We start from the raw sequence: 17,934 nt of genomic DNA on the forward strand, positions 1-17,934 counted from the left end.
GATTCAAAAAAAAGACAGCAATCAGAGGGATTGTTGTCTAGAACAAAATTTATATGGACACGGTTATGCACTCTTTCTTATTTTGAAAGGTTTGGGTTCCATCTAAGATTGGATAATAACTTAACGATGAATACTCTTTAGCCTTCCGTAAAATCTCTTCCTTAGTTGTCTCAACAATAAATGTTTGATCAGACAATTGTTCCACAAGGGGGATGGATGGACTTAATTCCGTTTTACTTAACCCGCTAATTAGCCAGAAATCATTGAAAGAACCGTTAGAAGAAGGGATAGCTTCTGTTACAGAGTAAGCCTCCAGCTTTTTATCGTGATTACTTTGGCTTACATAAACTAAATCCTCAATGACTGCACTTGCCGTAGGAAACATTCCGGCACCAGGACCTTGTAAGGTTATTCTTCCCACGATGTCAGAATATACATTTAGCGCATTTTCTACCCCTTCCACATGGTAGAATGGATGGGACTTCCTGATGAGCACCGGCCTTACACTACCAATAAGCTTATCCCCTTCCTTTTGAATACTCACAACATGCTTGAACCTAAAACCAAACTGGTCTGCCGCTTCAATCAATTCACTTGTAATAGAAGTGATCCCGACTCGTTCAACATCCTTCCAATCAGGCTCATTCCCAAAAGCCACCCTGCTTAAAACCATTAATTTATAAAAAGCATCAAAGCCTTCTACATCATTGGTTGGGTCAGCTTCCGCAAATCCCCTTTCCTGCGCTAATTTTAAAGCATCTGCGAATGACTGCTTTTTCTCACGCATTTCTGTCAAAATGAAATTAGATGTTCCATTTACAATTCCTTGAATTTGCCCTACACGGTTAACCTTTAGCAATTGTCTTAGGGTTTGAATGATGGGAATTCCACCCGCAACTGTTGCCTCAAATCCAACCGATACTTGGTGTTCCCCGGCAAGAGCCAGTAGCTCTTTTCCGTGGTGTGCAAACATTTCTTTGTTTGCGGTAATAATATGGCAGCCTCTTTCAATCGCTTGTTTTAAATAGTTAAAGGCGGGGTCTTTGCCCACAATCGCATCTACCACAATATCAAGCTGTGAAAGATTGATTAGTTCGTTGAAATCTGTTGTGATGAGAACTTCCTTTGCGATGTTTCTTTCTTTTTGCTTGTTTTGGATTAGAACGGCTGCAACCTCTACTTTCTTTCCCAAAAGAGCCTCGAGTTCTCTTTCATGGGATTGAATCGTTCGATAAACTCCCTCGCCAACTGTTCCAAATCCTAATATGGCTACTTTTACTGTCATCATGGATCCCCCCGCTATTAAAAATGGAAATAAGAAAACCCTCTTCATAAGAAGAGGGCTGATATCCTCCTCTTATCTTTCAGGTTAAAAATAACCTGCAGGAATTAGCACCTTTTCAAGGATTACCTTGAAGGTTGCCGGGCTTCATCGGGCCTAGTCCCTCCGCCGCTCTGGATAAGAGTATTTATGAAATTGTTACTTTAATTTTCCATGGTATGAATGAAATTGTAGTTGATTCCTGCAAAGCTGTCAATGTTTTTTGAAAATTCTTTTTGAAAGAAAAATCTTAATAATGGCACCCTTCATTTTTATTTTTCCCAATCCGTATATATATCTGTTCTCCGGTCACGCCATGTGGTGACCGAACCGCGATCTCTGACTTCATAAACTTCATAAACTTCATAAAACACTACACTACATTTAAGTGCATTAACGCACAATCTCCAACACCAAAATCCTTGCTTTTTTATATCTTACCTCGCCCATGCAGAAATGGTCGTTATGTTCTCCGGTTTTGTCCTGCAGCAGCCACCAATCAATCGGGCACCGCATTCATACCAGTGATGGGTACTGTCGCCGTAAGTTTCTTCAGATGATGCCCCATTCCAAGTTTTAGTGACTGCATCGTACTGCTCGCTTAAATTTGGATATACGATGATAGGTTTAACTGTGTGACTGTGCACTTTATTTATCAGCGAAGAAATGTACTGGGGCCGCGTGCAGTTTATGCCGACGGCAGCAACTTGATCATATTTATCCAGCCATTCTGCACACTCAGCAACCAGGGTTCCATCACTAATATGAAGCCCGTCTTTTGCACTGAAGCTAATCCATGCATAGGTTTTGGGAAACTCTTCTAATAACCTGACGATAGCTCTAGCCTCCATCAGACATGGAATAGTTTCGCAGGCCAGGATATCGGCACCAGCTTCAATCAGGGCTTTCATACGGGGCCTATGGAAATTCATAAGTTCTTCTTCGGTCAACGTATATTCTCCTCGATATTCAGATCCATCAGCAAGGAATGCGCCATATGGCCCTACTGAACCGGCTACTAAAGGCTTTGGCCGGTTTGACTGGTTCTCGGGTATTCCCCAGAATTCATCGCGTGCTTTTAAGGCTATCTGGACGGATTTCTGGATAAGAATGAGCGCTTCAGCCTCGCTTAAACCGCGTCGGGAGAATCCTTCGACAGTTGCCTGGTAACTGGCGGTGATAGCACAGTCAGCGCCCGCTTTAAAATAATCCGTATGTACCTGTTTGATAAGCTCAGGATTTTCGATAAGTATGGTTGCCGACCAAAGACTGTCGTTCAAATCACAGCCATGACGTTCAAGTTCAGTTGCCATTGCACCGTCTAGTATAACTAACGGGAATTTCTCTAATATGTTTTCAATAGGATTCATTATAGTTCCTCCGCTACAGTTAATTTTCTGTGATCCCGTAGAAATGATGAAAAGACGAGGACTTTCTATTTCTTATTTCATCAGTGTTCATTGAGTTCATCAATATAGACCAAAGTTGGAAAAATGTCTTAGCCGTACTTAAGTTAAACAGATTTTAGGTAGAGTCGAGGCGATGAATTTGGTTAAAGAGGACAGATCCTCCTGCGAAAGAGGTCTGTCCAAAGGCAGGTGAAATTTATTCAGCAATGGATTGGATTAATAGAATAACAGTCTGACAACCGCAAGATATATGCAGTATTTTTATTGATAGTTTTTTACAACATTACCAATAGTATCAGTAGTATATTCCAGTTTAATAAATCTCTTATACCAAGCCCTCTCTACTTAATATTATCTATATACTGATTGTGTTCATCATGAGAATCATATAGATTCTTTTTTCCGCGATGTTTAATATAGTAGAAAAAATAGCAAAAAGCAATGAAGGGTACTCCGCTATATAGAGCAATTCGTTGGCTTTGATCGAAAGCAAGTCCTACACAAGAAGCAAAACATAAAACAAAAGCAGTGATGGGCACAAAGGGATACAGAGGTGTACGAAATTTCAAATGTGTAATATCCCCTCCCTCTTTAATAAAACGCTTTCGAAACATATACTGCGATAACACAATTCCCATCCACACAGTAACCACGGCAAATCCCGAAATAGCTACAAGCACTAAATAAACTGTATCTGGTGCAACTACACTAGAGAATAACGACAAACAGGCTACTGCCATACTTAAAATTAACGCATTAAGCGGCACTCCTTTTGAGGTTACCTTTCCTAAGAGGGGGCTTATTGTTTTTTGGTTGGAAAGAGACCATAACATACGAGTAGATGCATAGAGACCGGAATTTGCTACGGATAATAAAGCTGTAAGAATAACGAAGTTCATAATATCAGCTGCATAAGGAATTCCTATATTATCAAAGACCATAACGAACGGACTTTCAATGACTCCGGCTTCTTTCCAAGAGATTAATCCAGATAATACAAATATAGCACCGATAAAGAAAAAAACGGTTCTCCAAATTACATTTCTGACGGACCGGGGAATGTCTCTTTCCGGATTTTCGCTCTCACCGGCGGCAATTCCAATGAGCTCTGTTCCTGAAAAGGCAAAGTTTACGGAAATCATAGCCATTAAAACTGGAAGCAGCCCATTAGGAAAAAGACCTCCTTCACCGGTAAAATGTGAGAGCATGGGGGCAGATGTATGGCCTTTCATTGGTATGAAACCAAACATCGCAGCTCCCCCCAATATGATAAATAAAATAATGGTAATTACTTTAATTCCGGCAAACCAAAATTCTGCCTCCGCAAAAAATTTTACTGAAAAGGCATTTAGTAGAAAAAGGGCAATCGCAAAGATGGCACTCCATATCCAAACGGAAGTATCAGGGAACCATCTCTTCATTAATAGACCGGAGGCGGTAAATTCCGATCCTACTGTTACCACCCAGGTAAGCCAGTACATAACACCAATAGTAAATCCGGTAGCAGGACCGACATACTTTGTAGCATAGGTTTGAAATGAACCGGTTACCGGCATGGCTACAGTTAATTCACCAAGACAAAGCATAACAAGATACATAATGAGTGCCCCAACCAAATAAGCGAGAATCGTCCCTCCTGGTCCAGCTTGATTAATGGTATAGCCCGTGCTTAGAAAAAGGCCTGTTCCAATTACCCCTCCTAGCGAAATCATAAACAAATGTCTGCTTTTCATTGTACGTTTTAACTGATTTTGATCAGAATTATTTACCTGTAGCATCCAGTTTCCTCCTTTGGTATAGGTAACCACGTGGCCAAAACCTATTAGGTCAATTCCTATTAAACTAGCATTTACCACTCCATTGCTTTATTATCTTTTAACGGCAACCTTAAAACAAACAACTTTTGGTTCTGTCATTTCTTGAAGTGCAAATTTAATTCCTTCACGACCTATACCAGATCCTTTTACCCCCCCAAAAGGCATCGCATCTATTCGATAATCGGAGCTGTCATTTACGATAACCCCGCCTACATCCAGCTTACGTACAGCCCCCAAAGCATAATCTAAATTTTGAGTGAAAATACCTGCTTGTAAGCCGAAAGCCACGTTGTTAGATTGAAAAATAGCTGTATCAAGATCAGGAACATTATAAAGGGTAACAACTGGTCCGAACACTTCTTCCGTTGCCAGCTTGCAATCAGTTGGTACATTCTCTAAAACAGTTGGATAATAAAAAGATCCCTTTCGTTTGCCGCCACAAAGCAATTTTGCACCTCTTTCAACGGCTTCATTAACCCAACTCTCCACCCGCTTTGCTTCCTTTTCTGATATCATAGGCCCCATATCGGTTTCCTCTGAAAATTTATTACCCACTCGATATTTTAAAGTACGAGCAAGGAACCTTCCGACAAAGTTTTGATAAATCCCTTCTTGAACATAGACTCTTTGCACTCCGAGGCAATTTTGACCTGCAGCCCAAAAGGCTCCGGAAACAGTTGACTCAACGGCTTCTTCTAAATCAGCGTCTTCCAGAACGATAACCGGTGAGTTCGATCCTAACTCCATACTGAACTTTTTCATGCCCGCCTTTTGCATAATCTCTTGGCCAGTGGAAAGTCCCCCTGTAAAAGATATCATTCTTATCGCTGGATGGGTAATCAGTCTTTCTCCCATATCACCTGGATAGCCAGTAATGACGGATAAAACTTTAGAAGGCAAACCTGCTTTTTCAAATGCTTCTGCCAATAATAGAGCGCTTAATGGTGTAGCTGGTGCTGGTTTAACGATGATCGCATTTCCAGCAGCAATAGCTGGCCCCACTTTATGTGCAACAAGGTTTAATGGATCGTTAAAAGGCGTGATCGCCACAATGATTCCAATAGGAAAACGATAATAATATCCCATGCGATCTTCACTTCCCGGCATTTGGTCAAATAAAATCGTTTCTCCATTTATTCTCCTTGCCTCTTCAGCACTAATACGAAGAGTCTCAATACAGCGCAATACTTCTTTCCTTGCCTCTTTAATTGTTTTACTTCCCTCACATGCAATGGTGGTTGCGAATTTTTCTTTATGCTCATAAATCCAGTCAGCAGCACGATTTAAAATCGTGATTCTTTCGTGCGTCGACATGTCAGCAGCAATTTTTGCCCCCTTTTTTGCCTCCTCTATAGTATGAAGTACATCTTCCTCATTAGCGGCAGGGACAGTTGCGATTAAACGATTATCTTGGGGGTCGAAGACTTTAATGCTTTTGGATCGGGATACCCACTTTCCAGCTAAAAACATCTTATTTTCTATTGTCTGTGTCTCTATAAATGTCATTGTGTAACCACCTCATATAACTAATTTTTCATTTTGTAAATTAATAGTGTAAAAGATTACAATTGACCGCGGCTAATATTAATTAAATCAATAAGAATAGAGAATCCGGTTTCCTTTCGGCCGGCTCCGGCACCAATAAGCGTGATTGGACCGGCTAAATCGCAATCATATGTAATGGCATTTTGTGCACCCGAGACTCCAGCTAAGGGATCTGTAATCGGTATCGCTTCGGGACCTACCTTTGCGATGACTTTATCACCATCTTTTATACATTTAGCAATAAGTTTCCACTTTTTACCCTCAGATTTTGCCCATTGGATATCTTGTAGTGTAAGATGACTAATTCCTTCACATTCTACTTCTTCTCGTTTCATCGGAACGTTCATGACAATATTAGCTAGAATAGTAGCTTTATATTGGGCATCATACCCCTCGACATCACTTGTAGGATCTGCCTCTGCATAGCCAAGAGTTTGTGCCTCAGCCAATGCTGCCTCATAACTCAAGCCTTCTTCCATTTTGGTTAAAATATAATTGGTCGTTCCATTTAAAATCCCACGTATTTCTGAAATATTATTTCCTGCCAATGCCACGAGGGGCATTCTCAATGCAGGTGTTCCGCTCATAACGGTTCCTTCAAAGCCCCATCGAACATGATTCTTTCTGGCTAACTCAACCAGCTCTTGGTAAGCTAAAGAAACTGGACCTTTATTACTCATAACTACATTCTTTCTGCTTTCAAATGCTGCTTTACAATGATCGATGGCAGGTTGGCCGGTTTTTACATCTGTAAAAGTAATTTCTACAACGGTGTCCGCATTACTTTCACGGATGGTCTGAAAACTATCCCATCCTCTTACCAAACCAGGGCTTTCCGGGTAGCAATCAAGTTTCCCTGTCTCCTTTACAGCTTGTAATGCTTTAGCAATATCTAAGCCTTCTGGATGATAAAGAGATCCCTTAACAAAATCGGAAATCGCAACAATTTTTGTTTCAAAGCCAAGTCCGCTGCGTAACCATTCACCTTTTTCTTCTAAAATTTCTGCAAATCCTTGACCAACTACACCAAAACCAAGTAACGCAATTTTATGTGTCATACTCAATACCTCTTCCATTGTTATATTTTCACCTGCTGCTATTAACAGGCAATTCCGATTCTAAATGGGAAAATGCTTGTTCTAAATCCGCAATAAGATCTTCTGTATCTTCAATCCCTACGGAGATACGAACCAAACCTTCCGGAATACCAAGGGCTTTCCGTTCTTCAAGAGTACATTCGACATGACTGGTCGTTCTTGCCGGTCCGTATATCGTTTCGACAGCTCCAAGATTTCCAGCTTTGTTTGCATATTGTAATTTTGGCAATAAAATTTTGATCGCCTCCATTTCATCTTTCAATACAAAACTTAATATTCCACCGAAACCCTTCATCTGTTTCTTTGCAATTTGGTGGTGTGGGTGTGTTTCTAATCCAGGATAATAAACTGCTTCCACATGTTTTTGCTTTTGCAGATACTTTGCAATCGCCATTGCACTCTGTTCTTGTTGCCTGACACGAAGTTTTAACGTTTTCATCCCTCTTAAAATCAGATAAGCTGACCACGGGTCCATGGTTGCCCCATTAATTTCGCGATAGTGATAAACTCTTTTCATCAGTTCTTTGGAGCCGCACACCACACCCCCTAACGCATCGGCATGCCCGCTCAAAAATTTAGTGGCACTATGGATGACGATATCAACTCCTAATTGAATTGGATTTTGATTAATAGGAGTAGCAAAAGTATTGTCTATTATCACCAATGCCCCCGCCGATTTTGCAGCTCTCACCATTCTTTCAATATTCGTAATTTTCATGGTAGGGTTGGTAGGAGACTCCAAATATAAAACCTTACATCCTTTGGCCACTTCAGCTTCAATTTCTTCATGATTTCCAGTGTTGCATAACGTTACATCTACATCGATATTCGGTAAGAATTCAGTAAAGATTTTATTGGTTCCTCCATATGTATCTTTCACGGATATTACCCGGTCGCCTGGTCTTAAAAAGGTATATAAGGTGCTGCTAATAGCGGCCATTCCTGATGAGAAACCAATCGCTTCCTCCGCTCCCTCAAGAATTCGTACTTTTTCTTCAAAAGCTTGCACAGTTGGATTTGTCATTCGATTGTAAATATGTCCAGGTTTATTTCCGATAGCAACTTCTTGCCACTCATCCACGTCATCGTAATTGTAGGCTACACTAAGCACCACAGGAACTTGGGTTGCATTATAAGCAAGAAATTCCTTTTCTCCTGCCCATACAGCTTTTGTACCGTCTTGTATTTCTTTAAAGTTTCTTTTGCTCATGTTTCTACCACCTCTCATTTTTATAAAATTAAAAATATGTACTTTTGAATCCCAACTAAATTTCGTTAAAAAAAGTACCCCCTTTATGCTAAATTTTGTACTTCTTTTTTTAATGCAGTGCGTTCTTTGGACACCTTCTTACTAAGATACTTCGTATTATACAATATATTGTATAATACGCTGAATTATCTGAAAACTATCCGTATGAAAATTATATAATGGACCTTTTCTATTTTCAATGTTAAATTTTAAAAAAATATTTTAAAATTTAACTGTCTAGTTTTCATAATTAAGATATATTTGTATTGACCAGTCTAAAAAAAACACCGCTCCGCTTCTTCTGCTATTCTTTTAACTTTCCTAAAATAGGAATCTAATATGGCATCTATTTAAAACATATTAGACTTGGAGACAATAGATTTAAAAGAATAATGAGTTACTTTGGGGACGATTTTGAAGAGATATTGAAGAATTTGGATGCTCATGCTAATATAAAAAGCGAGAATTTCCACTTTTTTTACTTAGGGGGAATAACTATCAAAAAGAGGTACCGATCACTAAAAGACCATGTATATGATTATATAGCCACAGAAATTCAGAATGGAACATTGCTTCCCAATCAAAAGATAAATGAAATAGCACTAAGCGAGAAATTAGAAGTAAGCAGGACCCCTGTAAGGGAAGCCTTAATCCAACTAGCTTCTGAAAATTTACTAGAGTTCTTTCCCCGAAGAGGATTTATCGTTAAAGAAATTGATACCAAGAAAAAGCTCGATGTTTTTAGTGTTGTTGGTGTACTAGATGCCTTTGCAGCAACTTTAGCTCTGGAGAATTTGACCGAGGATGACATGGAACTAATGGAAGAGTTGGTTAGGAAAATCGACCTTTCCATTTCTCAGAAAAATTATTCAGATTATCAAAAATACCAAAACCAATTCCATAAAGTATACATTGATAAGTGTTGCAACCCTACATTAATTGAGCTTCTTGATTCTTTACAGAATAGTTTTGTCAGGCAGATTTATTTAAGTAAAGACGAAGAAAAACTCTTTATAGCATTAGAACAAATGAATGAACAGCATAGACAAATTATTGATTACTTTAAGAATAAAGACAAAGAAAGCTTGGAGCACCTGATCAAGAATGAACATTGGAAAATAACTCATATCGATATGATATAAAATATGGAGCCCGTTAAATGATTTACTAGAAAAATAATTTAAGTCAAATGATTTTCCTGGGTAAATTTCGATTCCCGTAAAGACATGGAAATGGCGCTCTTATCAGCGCCCCCAGCCTTCTTCCACAGTATGAAACACCTGCTTTATGCTCCATTTCAAAAAAATTCCCCCCAAGAAAAAACAGCGATTAGCATATGCCATCGCTGATCTATATTCCCTAATTAACCTGTAACGTTTGAATAAATCTTTTCCACATTTCAGTAAAAAATACATAACAAAGACCGGCAGCCCCTGGCTGCCGGCTTATTACCACTATTCCGTTCTCAAATCTATTATTTCTGCAGTTTTCCTTCAGCTAGCTTAATTTGCCCCAGTACCTGTTCTGGGGAGGTGCCGCCAAAGCTATTGCGGACGGCAACTACATTCTCTGGAGCCAAAACTTCAAAAATGTCCTCTTCAAATAATGGACTAAATTCTTGATATTCTTCCATCGTTAAATCGAGCAAAAACTTTCCATGCTGAATCGCATATAATACCGTCTTCCCTATCACCTCATGCGCCTCACGGAACGGCAAACCTTTACGCACTAAATAATCGGCAATATCGGTAGCATTGGAAAAATCATTGTTAATGGCTTTTCTCATGACCTCTTTATTGACCGTCATGGTTTCAATCATTGGAGCCAATAATTTTAATGAACCTTCAAGGGTTTCAACCGTATCAAACATACCCTCTTTGTCTTCCTGAAGATCCTTATTGTAAGCGAGCGGCAGCCCTTTTAAAACGGTTAACAGCCCAATTAAATTACCATACGTACGGCCAGTTTTTCCTCTAAGTAATTCTGGAACATCCGGGTTTTTCTTTTGTGGCATGATGCTTGAGCCTGTACAGAATGAATCGTCGAGTTCAATGAATTGAAACTCCTGGCTTGACCAAATCACAAGCTCTTCAGAAAAACGAGAAATATGAGTCATAACAATCGAGCCAATCGATAAAAACTCCAGGATAAAATCGCGGTCGCTTACAGCATCCATACTGTTCGGATAAATCGTTTCAAACCCTAATAGATCGGCAACTTTCTCACGGTTAATCGGAAACGTTGTTCCGGCCAACGCTCCTGAACCAAGCGGCAGCCAATTGATTCTTTTTAGACTATCAATCAATCTTTCTTTGTCGCGCTCAAACATCCAAAAATAAGCCATTAAATGATGGGCAAACGATACAGGCTGCGCGCGCTGCAGATGCGTATACCCTGGAATCAATGTTTCAACATGCACTTTCGCCTGCTCTACTAAGGCTTGTTGAACATTTTCAACCAATGTAATCAATTCAGTCGTCTTTGTCCGCAAATAAAGATGCATATCAGTGGCCACTTGGTCATTCCGGCTCCGGCCTGTATGCAACTTGCCACCGACAGGTCCGATTTTTTCAATTAATAATTTCTCGATATTCATATGAATATCTTCATCTTCTACTAAAAATTCCACTTCCCCATTTTCGACCATTTGTTTAATGGAAAGAAGTCCCTGTTTAATGGTCTCAGCATCTTCTACAGGAATAATGCCGCATTCCCCGAGCATTTGCACATGCGCCATGCTTCCTGCAATATCCTCTAATGCTAATTTTTGATCAAATGAAATAGAGGCTGTGAATTCCTCGACAAGCTTATTTGTTTCCTTTGTAAAACGACCGCCCCAAAGCTTAGACATTGCTGCTCCTCCTTAAATCTGAACAAGATTGCCCCCGAAAAATTTCGAGGGCTCAAGTTTATTTTCACCTTTAGAATAAACCTTTTATAACAAAATTCAAAATTATTTTACTACCGGATCTTTCTGGTTCACCTCAGAGAATACCTTTGTTGGCAGACCCCAAAGTTTGATAAAGCCAACAGCTGCATTATGGTCAAATGCATCGCCTTTTGCATAGGTTGCCAATTCTTCATTATAAAGACTGTGCACAGACTTACGGCCGACAACCGTATGATTGCCTTTATGAAGCTTAACGCGGATTGTTCCTGAAACTACTTTCTGAGTCTCATCAATAAACGCATCAAGAGCATTTTTTAATGGTGAATACCAGAGACCTTCATAAACAATTTTTGCCATGTGCTGGTCAACTTGTGTTTTAAATTGGGTTACTTCACGAGGCAATGTTAAAAATTCTAATTCTTTATGAGCATTTATTAAAATTAAGGCAGCCGGATTTTCATAGACCTCTCTTGATTTAATTCCTACTAATCTATTTTCAATATGATCAATACGTCCGACACCATGCTTGCCTCCAAGCAGATTCAAAGCTTCAATCAATTGAACCAATGGAAGTTTTTCACCGTTTATAGCAACTGGAACACCTTGTTCGAATTCAATTTCAATGTACTCAGCTTCATCCGGAGTCATTTCGATTGGATTCGTCCAATCATAAGCTGCTTCTGGTGCTTCGTTCCAAGGGTTTTCTAAAACACCCGCTTCGCAAGCGCGGCCCCAGATATTTGCATCAATTGAGAATGGGTTATCTAAACTAACTGGAATAGGAATCCCATTTTTTTCAGCATATTCGATTTCTTCATCACGAGTCATGCCCCATTCACGAACCGGAGCTACGACTTTTAAGCTTGGATTTAATGCTTGAATCGATACCTCGAAACGAACCTGATCGTTTCCTTTACCCGTACAACCATGTGCAACTGCTGTTGCCCCTTCTTGTTCCGCCACTTCAACCAATAATTTAGAAATTAGTGGTCTAGAAATTGCAGAAGACAGTGGATATTTTCCTTCATATAAACAATTAGCCTTTAAAGCTGGTAAAATATATTCTTTTGCCAATAATTCTTTTGCGTCAATCATAATCGCTTTAATTGCGCCAACATTTAATGCTTTATTTTTAATTGCTTCAAGATCTTTACCTTCACCCACATCAAGACCTAAAGCAATGACATCATAACCATATTTTTCTTGAATCCATTTAACTGAAACTGATGTATCTAAACCGCCTGAATAGGCTAAAACGATTTTTTCCTTTGCCATTTCTATTTCTCCTCGCATCATCTTTGTATTTAAATTCATTCGATAGTATTATTATACATCAATATTCAAAAAAATAAAGACTATTTTTGCAAGAATTCTTTTAAAATCGCTTTTTGTGCATGAAGACGATTTTCTGCTTCATCAAAAACAACTGAATGAAGACCATCAATAATATCGGCTGTGACTTCTTCACCGCGGTGTGCCGGCAGACAATGTAAAAAGATAAAATCGCTCTTTGCATGTTTACAGAGTTCATCGTTAACTTGAAAAGATTGAAATGCCTGTAGACGCTTTTCTGTTTCTGCTTCCTGACCCATGCTGGTCCATACATCCGTTACAATAACATCAGCGTCCTGAATCGCCTCAATTGGGTCGTTGGTAATGGTCAATATAATTCCTGATTGATTCGCGATTTTCTGTGCATTGTTGATAATGTCCTGATTTGGCATATATCCGGAAGGGCTGGCCACGCTAATATCCATCCCTACCTTGATCGCACCTTCAATCAAGGAATGAGCCATATTGTTGTTGCCATCACCAATATAGCACATCTTTAAGCCCGCTAATTTGCCTTTATGTTCAAGAATGGTCAGTAAGTCCGCTAACACTTGAGTAGGATGCTGCAAGTCTGTTAAGCCATTTATGATCGGTACGTCTGCATGATGGGCAAATTCCTCAATGGACTCATGTGAAAAGGTTCGAATCATTAAACCGTCCACATAACGAGAAAGCACTTTTGCCGTATCTGAAATACTTTCCCCTCTTCCTAACTGAATGTCCCTCGAGCTTAAGAAGATTGCCTGTCCGCCCAGCTGCATCATGCCTACCTCAAAGGAAACCCTTGTACGAGTAGAGGATTTTTCAAAAATCATTCCTAATACTTTTCCACTTAAATAAGGATGCGGTTTCCCTTGCTTTTGCATCGCTTTTAGTTCCACGGCAACATCTAGTAAATACAGAATTTCCTCAGTAGTGAAATCTGATAGTTGTAAAAAGTTTTTTCCTTTAAAGTCGAACGGTTTCGATTCGTTCCATTTCATTGTTTCTAGCATGAATCACACCTCAATCCCAATTTTGTAATATTCGCTGACAGTAAGAACTTTGAAATCTGACAGTAATGGTTCATCAAGCACCATCATCGCTTCCACCGTATCTAAATGTGTAAATACTTTTACATTGTAGCGGGTTGCTTGTTCACGGATATAAAAACCAAATTTCAGTTTGTTACGTCCCTGATTTGGAATATTAATGACCGCACTTACTTTTTGGTGACGGAAAAGTTCCGTTACATCTTTTTCATCTTTTATGATATTTGCAACGGCAACGCCATTTTTTTCGAAAAATAATGCTGTTCCTTCGGTTGCTGCAATTTTATATTGATTGTTCACCAACCCTTGGATAATTGGCAAGCTGGCTGGTTTTTCCCGGTCCGAAATCGAACAGAAAATATATTTCTCCTCATCTTGAGTTTTGAAAGGGACAGCCTTTGCTAACGCTTCTTGGAAGGTTGCACCTAAACCAAGTATTTCACCCGTTGATTTCATTTCCGGTCCGAGTACATGATCGACACCTTTTAATTTAGTCGAAGAAAACACTGGTGATTTTACTGAAAAATAATTTGGCTCCGGCAGCAGTCCACATGTGGCACTGATATCAGTAAGGGAAACCCCAAGTTGAACCTTGACTGCCCATTCGATCATCGGTACTCCTGTCACTTTGCTGATAATTGGCACCGTTCTCGATGAACGTGGGTTTACTTCAAGCACAAATACTTGATTTTCATAGATGACAAATTGGATGTTCATCATCCCAATAACCGGAGCAGACTTAGCAATTCGGTTCGCATAATCGATGAGCGTTTCTTTCACCATATTAGACATGGTAATCGGCGGGAAAATCGAGATACTATCCCCGGAGTGAACCCCAGCTTTTTCAATATGTTCAAAGATTCCTGGAACGACAATATTCATGCCATCGCTGATGACATCAATCTCACATTCTAATCCCGGCAAATAGCGGTCAACCAATAAAGGCCACATACTCGCCTGCGAATTTTCCTGCAATTGCTCGATATAGCTCTTAAGTTCCTCTTTTGAAAAAATAGTAAACATCGATTGACCGCCAATGACATAGGATGGACGAACCAAAACAGGATAGCCTAATTTTTCTGCAGCCTCCACCAGCTCATCTGCATGAGCAACCGTTTCACCTTCAATATGAGGAATATTCAAGTCTTCAAGAAGTTGATAAAACTCCTTCCGGTCCTCCAAGCGATCGACATTTTCAACAGGTGTTCCAAGGATCTTTATTCCTTCTTCTTGCAAGGTATGCGCCAAGTTAATCGCCGTTTGCCCGCCAAATTGGATTAGAACCCCTTCAATATTCTCTTTTTCAATTACATGAAGAACGTCCTCTGCTGCCAGCGGTTCAAAATAAAGGCGGTCGGCAACCGAATAATCTGTACTGACAGTCTCTGGATTATTATTAATAACAACCGCTTCATAGCCCATTTTCTTAATGGCCTTAGCAGCATGAACGGAGCAGTAATCAAACTCAATTCCCTGGCCAATTCGAATCGGACCAGAGCCGATCACGAGAATCTTTCTATTGTTTGACACCTCTACCTCGTCATAGCCCATCCAAGTAGAATAATAGTAGGGTGTTACAGCATCGAATTCTGCTGAGCAGGTATCGACCATTTTATAGCCGGGTTTCCAGTTAAGAACTTTCCATTTTAGTCTGATCTGTCTTTCCGGAACATCGTAAATTTGTGACAGCAATTTATCAGAAATATTTTTCCGTTTCGCCTCTTTTAGGAGTGAGACTGGAACATCATCCCAGGTATAGGAAGCTAACTCCTTTTCTAAATCAACAATTACGCAAATTTTATATAAAAACCAAGGGTCAATTTGAGTCAACTCCTGGATTTTTTCAAAAGAAATATTCCTTCTAAACGCCTCAGCAATAACGAAAAGACGCTGGTCATTTGCTGTCTTCAATTTTTCAAAAAGAGCTGCCTCATCTAATTTTTGGTAGGTGCTTGTGCAAAGCCCGTAAATATTCATTTCCATGGAGCGAATTGCTTTATTCAAAGCTCCTTCAAATGTACGGTCTATCGCCATTACTTCCCCGGTTGCCTTCATTTGCGTACCTAACGAGCGATCTGCTTCCGGGAATTTATCAAATGGAAAACGCGGCAGTTTGACTACGATATAATCAATTGCTGGTTCGAAGGAAGCAAATGTATTTCCTGTAATCGGATTGACAATCTCATCTAAATGGTAACCGATCGAGCATTTTGCTGCCATCCGGGCAATCGGATAACCAGTTGCTTTGGATGCCAATGCAGAAGAACGGCTAACCCGTGGATTTACTTCGATAATATAATATTGATCCGATTCCGGATGAAGCGCGAACTGGATATTACAGCCACCGATAATCCCTAATTCTCGAATCACTTTGACCGAAGAATCACGGAGCATCTGGTATTGTACATCTGTCAAGGTTTGCGATGGAGCGACAACAATCGAATCGCCTGTATGAACACCAACCGGGTCCATATTTTCCATATTGCAGACAATGATACAGGTATCATTCGCGTCACGCATAACCTCGTATTCAATTTCTTTCCAGCCTTTGATGCTTCTCTCTACCAGCACTTGATGAATGGGACTGGCCGCCAAACCTTTTTTAAGAACGATTTCGAGTTCTTCCTCATTATGGGCAAAACCGCCGCCATCCCCTCCAAGCGTGTAGGCTGGACGGATAATGACAGGATAGCCAATTTCTTTTACAAATTGCACGCCCTCTTCAAAGCTCGTGATAATCGCCGATTCAGGAATAGGCTCCCCAATTTCAATCATTAAATTACGAAATTTTTCACGATCCTCACCATTTTTAATGGATTCAACGGAGGTCCCTAAAAGAGCAACACCATATTTTTGTAGAATCCCTTGTTCATATAATTCCACAGTCAGGTTTAAACCTGTTTGCCCGCCAAGTGTGCCGATAATGCCATCCGGCTTCTCTTTCATGATAATTTTTTCAATGGCAATTACATTCAGCGGTTCAATATATACCTTGTCGGCAACCGTTTCATCGGTCATGATGGTAGCCGGATTATTATTAATTAAAACAACCTCAATTCCCTCTTCTTTAAGGGCAATACATGCTTGTGTTCCCGCATAATCGAATTCTGCAGCCTGGCCGATCACGATGGGGCCGGAACCAATGACGAGAACCTTTTTAAGATTTTTATTTAACGGCATATCGTGTCTCTCCCAAGGAAGTAATTTCTTTTACAAACTCTGTAAGGATATGTGCTGTATCGCTTGGCCCCGGATGTGCTTCGGGATGAAATTGAACGGTTTGAATTGGGAAGCAATGATGTTTAAGTCCTTCTATGGACTTGTCATTCACATTGCGGTACGTTACGGCAAATTCATCTGTGTTTATACTGTTATCCACGACAACATAACCATGGTTTTGAGCAGTAATTTTTACTTTTCCTGTCATGATTTCTTTTACAGGATGGTTACCGCCGCGATGTCCGTACGGCAATTTTTCCGTTTTTGCACCGAAAGCAAGGGCTATGAGCTGATGCCCTAAACAAATGCCAAGTGTCGGGTAATTCTGGCAAATCTTTTTGATTTCCGGGTACCATTTATTTAACTCCATTGGATCCCCAGGTCCATTACTTAAAAGTACACCGTCCGGGTTTAAAGCTTTTATTTTTTCGTAAGGAGTATTGTAAGGAACGATGGTCACCGAGCAATTCTCCGCTAACAATGCAGTTAAAATCGATTTTTTAAACCCAAAGTCCATTAACACTACGTGTGGACCATTGTTTTTGAAATATTGAATTTTTTTCGTTGATACTTTTTCTACCCAAAGGGGAGAATTCACTGTTGAAGTAATGGTTTCCACCTTTTTAGAGCTTAAAAAGCCTTTTACTGTTCCGCGGCTGCGAATCGTTTTGACTAATCGTCTTGTATCTACCCCTGCAATCCCGGGAACGGCTGCGTCCTTAAGCTTTTCTGAGAATTTACTGATAGACTGATAGTGACTTGGAGTTTCACATAAATCTCCAATAACGACTCCTGATAAGGATGGATGGACACTTTCATCATCTTTCGCGTTAATCCCGTAATTTCCGATGATTGGATAACAAAAGGTAATGATTTGCCCAGCATACGATGGATCAGTAATGATTTCTTGATACCCGGTCATACTTGTATTAAAAACGACTTCTCCAAGAGAGTCCTTGTTTGCACCAATTAAAATTCCTTCAAAAACTTCTCCAGTTTCCAAAGTAAGATATCCTTGCTCCAT

The 17,934-nt window shown here is 39.9% G+C and carries 12 protein-coding genes and 1 riboswitch; of the genes, 1 reads left to right on the top strand and 11 read right to left on the bottom strand.

Features of this window, described 5'->3' with window-relative positions:
• Positions 1-49: 49 nt before the first annotated feature.
• The 6 genes from J2Y67_RS07060 to J2Y67_RS07085 all read right to left on the bottom strand — a co-directional run bounded on the left by J2Y67_RS07060 (position 50) and on the right by J2Y67_RS07085 (position 8,399).
• Complete coding sequence (locus tag J2Y67_RS07060; RefSeq protein WP_310172186.1) at positions 50-1,285, bottom strand: homoserine dehydrogenase; 1,236 nt, start codon at positions 1,283-1,285, stop codon at positions 50-52.
• A 69-nt stretch (positions 1,286-1,354) separates the two neighbouring features.
• A riboswitch (SAM riboswitch) is annotated at positions 1,355-1,466 on the bottom strand.
• A 292-nt stretch (positions 1,467-1,758) separates the two neighbouring features.
• Positions 1,759-2,691, bottom strand: a complete 933-nt coding sequence (mmuM, locus tag J2Y67_RS07065) for a homocysteine S-methyltransferase (protein ID WP_310172189.1) — start codon at positions 2,689-2,691, stop codon at positions 1,759-1,761.
• A gap of 380 nt (positions 2,692-3,071) precedes the next feature.
• Positions 3,072-4,508, bottom strand: a complete 1,437-nt coding sequence (locus tag J2Y67_RS07070; protein WP_310172192.1) for an amino acid permease — start codon at positions 4,506-4,508, stop codon at positions 3,072-3,074.
• A 90-nt stretch (positions 4,509-4,598) separates the two neighbouring features.
• Positions 4,599-6,053, bottom strand: coding sequence for an aldehyde dehydrogenase family protein (locus J2Y67_RS07075; RefSeq protein ID WP_310172195.1), 1,455 nt, complete (start codon positions 6,051-6,053; stop codon positions 4,599-4,601).
• A gap of 56 nt (positions 6,054-6,109) precedes the next feature.
• Positions 6,110-7,150 (bottom strand): homoserine dehydrogenase, encoded by a 1,041-nt coding sequence (locus J2Y67_RS07080; protein WP_310172198.1) that lies wholly within the window; start codon positions 7,148-7,150, stop codon positions 6,110-6,112.
• Between the two features lie 28 nt (positions 7,151-7,178).
• Positions 7,179-8,399 (bottom strand): cystathionine gamma-synthase family protein, encoded by a 1,221-nt coding sequence (locus J2Y67_RS07085; protein ID WP_310172200.1) that lies wholly within the window; start codon positions 8,397-8,399, stop codon positions 7,179-7,181.
• A 431-nt stretch (positions 8,400-8,830) separates the two neighbouring features.
• Between J2Y67_RS07085 and J2Y67_RS07090 the strand changes: the two genes are divergently transcribed.
• Positions 8,831-9,580 carry a GntR family transcriptional regulator gene (locus J2Y67_RS07090; RefSeq protein ID WP_310172202.1) on the top strand — a complete coding sequence of 250 codons (750 nt, stop codon included), beginning with the start codon at positions 8,831-8,833 and terminating at the stop codon, positions 9,578-9,580.
• Between the two features lie 332 nt (positions 9,581-9,912).
• Here J2Y67_RS07090 and argH read toward each other — a convergent pair whose 3' ends face one another.
• The 5 genes from argH to J2Y67_RS07115 all read right to left on the bottom strand — a co-directional run bounded on the left by argH (position 9,913) and on the right by J2Y67_RS07115 (position 17,934).
• Positions 9,913-11,289: an argininosuccinate lyase gene (argH, locus tag J2Y67_RS07095; RefSeq protein WP_310172204.1), complete on the bottom strand. Its 1,377-nt coding sequence runs from the start codon at positions 11,287-11,289 to the stop codon at positions 9,913-9,915.
• A gap of 102 nt (positions 11,290-11,391) precedes the next feature.
• Complete coding sequence (locus J2Y67_RS07100; RefSeq protein WP_310172208.1) at positions 11,392-12,603, bottom strand: argininosuccinate synthase; 1,212 nt, start codon at positions 12,601-12,603, stop codon at positions 11,392-11,394.
• Positions 12,604-12,683: 80 nt separating this feature from the next.
• The gene (argF, locus tag J2Y67_RS07105) at positions 12,684-13,655 is read right to left on the bottom strand and encodes an ornithine carbamoyltransferase (protein WP_310172211.1); all 972 of its coding nucleotides are present in this window, start codon (positions 13,653-13,655) and stop codon (positions 12,684-12,686) included.
• 3 nt (positions 13,656-13,658) lie between these two features.
• Entirely contained in the window at positions 13,659-16,871 is a 3,213-nt protein-coding gene (gene carB / locus J2Y67_RS07110; protein ID WP_310172213.1) for a carbamoyl-phosphate synthase (glutamine-hydrolyzing) large subunit, read from the bottom strand.
• A complete protein-coding gene (locus J2Y67_RS07115; protein WP_310172215.1) occupies positions 16,858-17,934 on the bottom strand; it encodes a carbamoyl phosphate synthase small subunit in 1,077 nt (358 codons plus the stop codon). Before J2Y67_RS07115 ends, carB begins: the two co-directional genes overlap by 14 nt.

The sequence above is a fragment of the Neobacillus niacini genome (assembly GCF_031456445.1).
GTDB lineage: Bacteria > Bacillota > Bacilli > Bacillales > Cytobacillaceae > Neobacillus > Neobacillus niacini_I.

Coding starts and splice junctions, on each gene's coding strand:
- mmuM (WP_310172189.1), bottom strand. CDS start 2,691: ATGAATCCTATTGAAAACATATTAGAGAAATTCCCGTTAGTTATACTA.
- argF (WP_310172211.1), bottom strand. CDS start 13,655: ATGCTAGAAACAATGAAATGGAACGAATCGAAACCGTTCGACTTTAAA.
- J2Y67_RS07090 (WP_310172202.1), top strand. CDS start 8,831: ATGAGTTACTTTGGGGACGATTTTGAAGAGATATTGAAGAATTTGGAT.
- J2Y67_RS07100 (WP_310172208.1), bottom strand. CDS start 12,603: ATGGCAAAGGAAAAAATCGTTTTAGCCTATTCAGGCGGTTTAGATACA.
- carB (WP_310172213.1), bottom strand. CDS start 16,871: ATGCCGTTAAATAAAAATCTTAAAAAGGTTCTCGTCATTGGTTCCGGC.
- J2Y67_RS07085 (WP_310172200.1), bottom strand. CDS start 8,399: ATGAGCAAAAGAAACTTTAAAGAAATACAAGACGGTACAAAAGCTGTA.
- argH (WP_310172204.1), bottom strand. CDS start 11,289: ATGTCTAAGCTTTGGGGCGGTCGTTTTACAAAGGAAACAAATAAGCTT.
- J2Y67_RS07060 (WP_310172186.1), bottom strand. CDS start 1,285: ATGACAGTAAAAGTAGCCATATTAGGATTTGGAACAGTTGGCGAGGGA.
- J2Y67_RS07075 (WP_310172195.1), bottom strand. CDS start 6,053: ATGACATTTATAGAGACACAGACAATAGAAAATAAGATGTTTTTAGCT.
- J2Y67_RS07080 (WP_310172198.1), bottom strand. CDS start 7,150: ATGACACATAAAATTGCGTTACTTGGTTTTGGTGTAGTTGGTCAAGGA.
- J2Y67_RS07115 (WP_310172215.1), bottom strand. CDS start 17,934: ATGGAGCAAGGATATCTTACTTTGGAAACTGGAGAAGTTTTTGAAGGA.
- J2Y67_RS07070 (WP_310172192.1), bottom strand. CDS start 4,508: ATGCTACAGGTAAATAATTCTGATCAAAATCAGTTAAAACGTACAATG.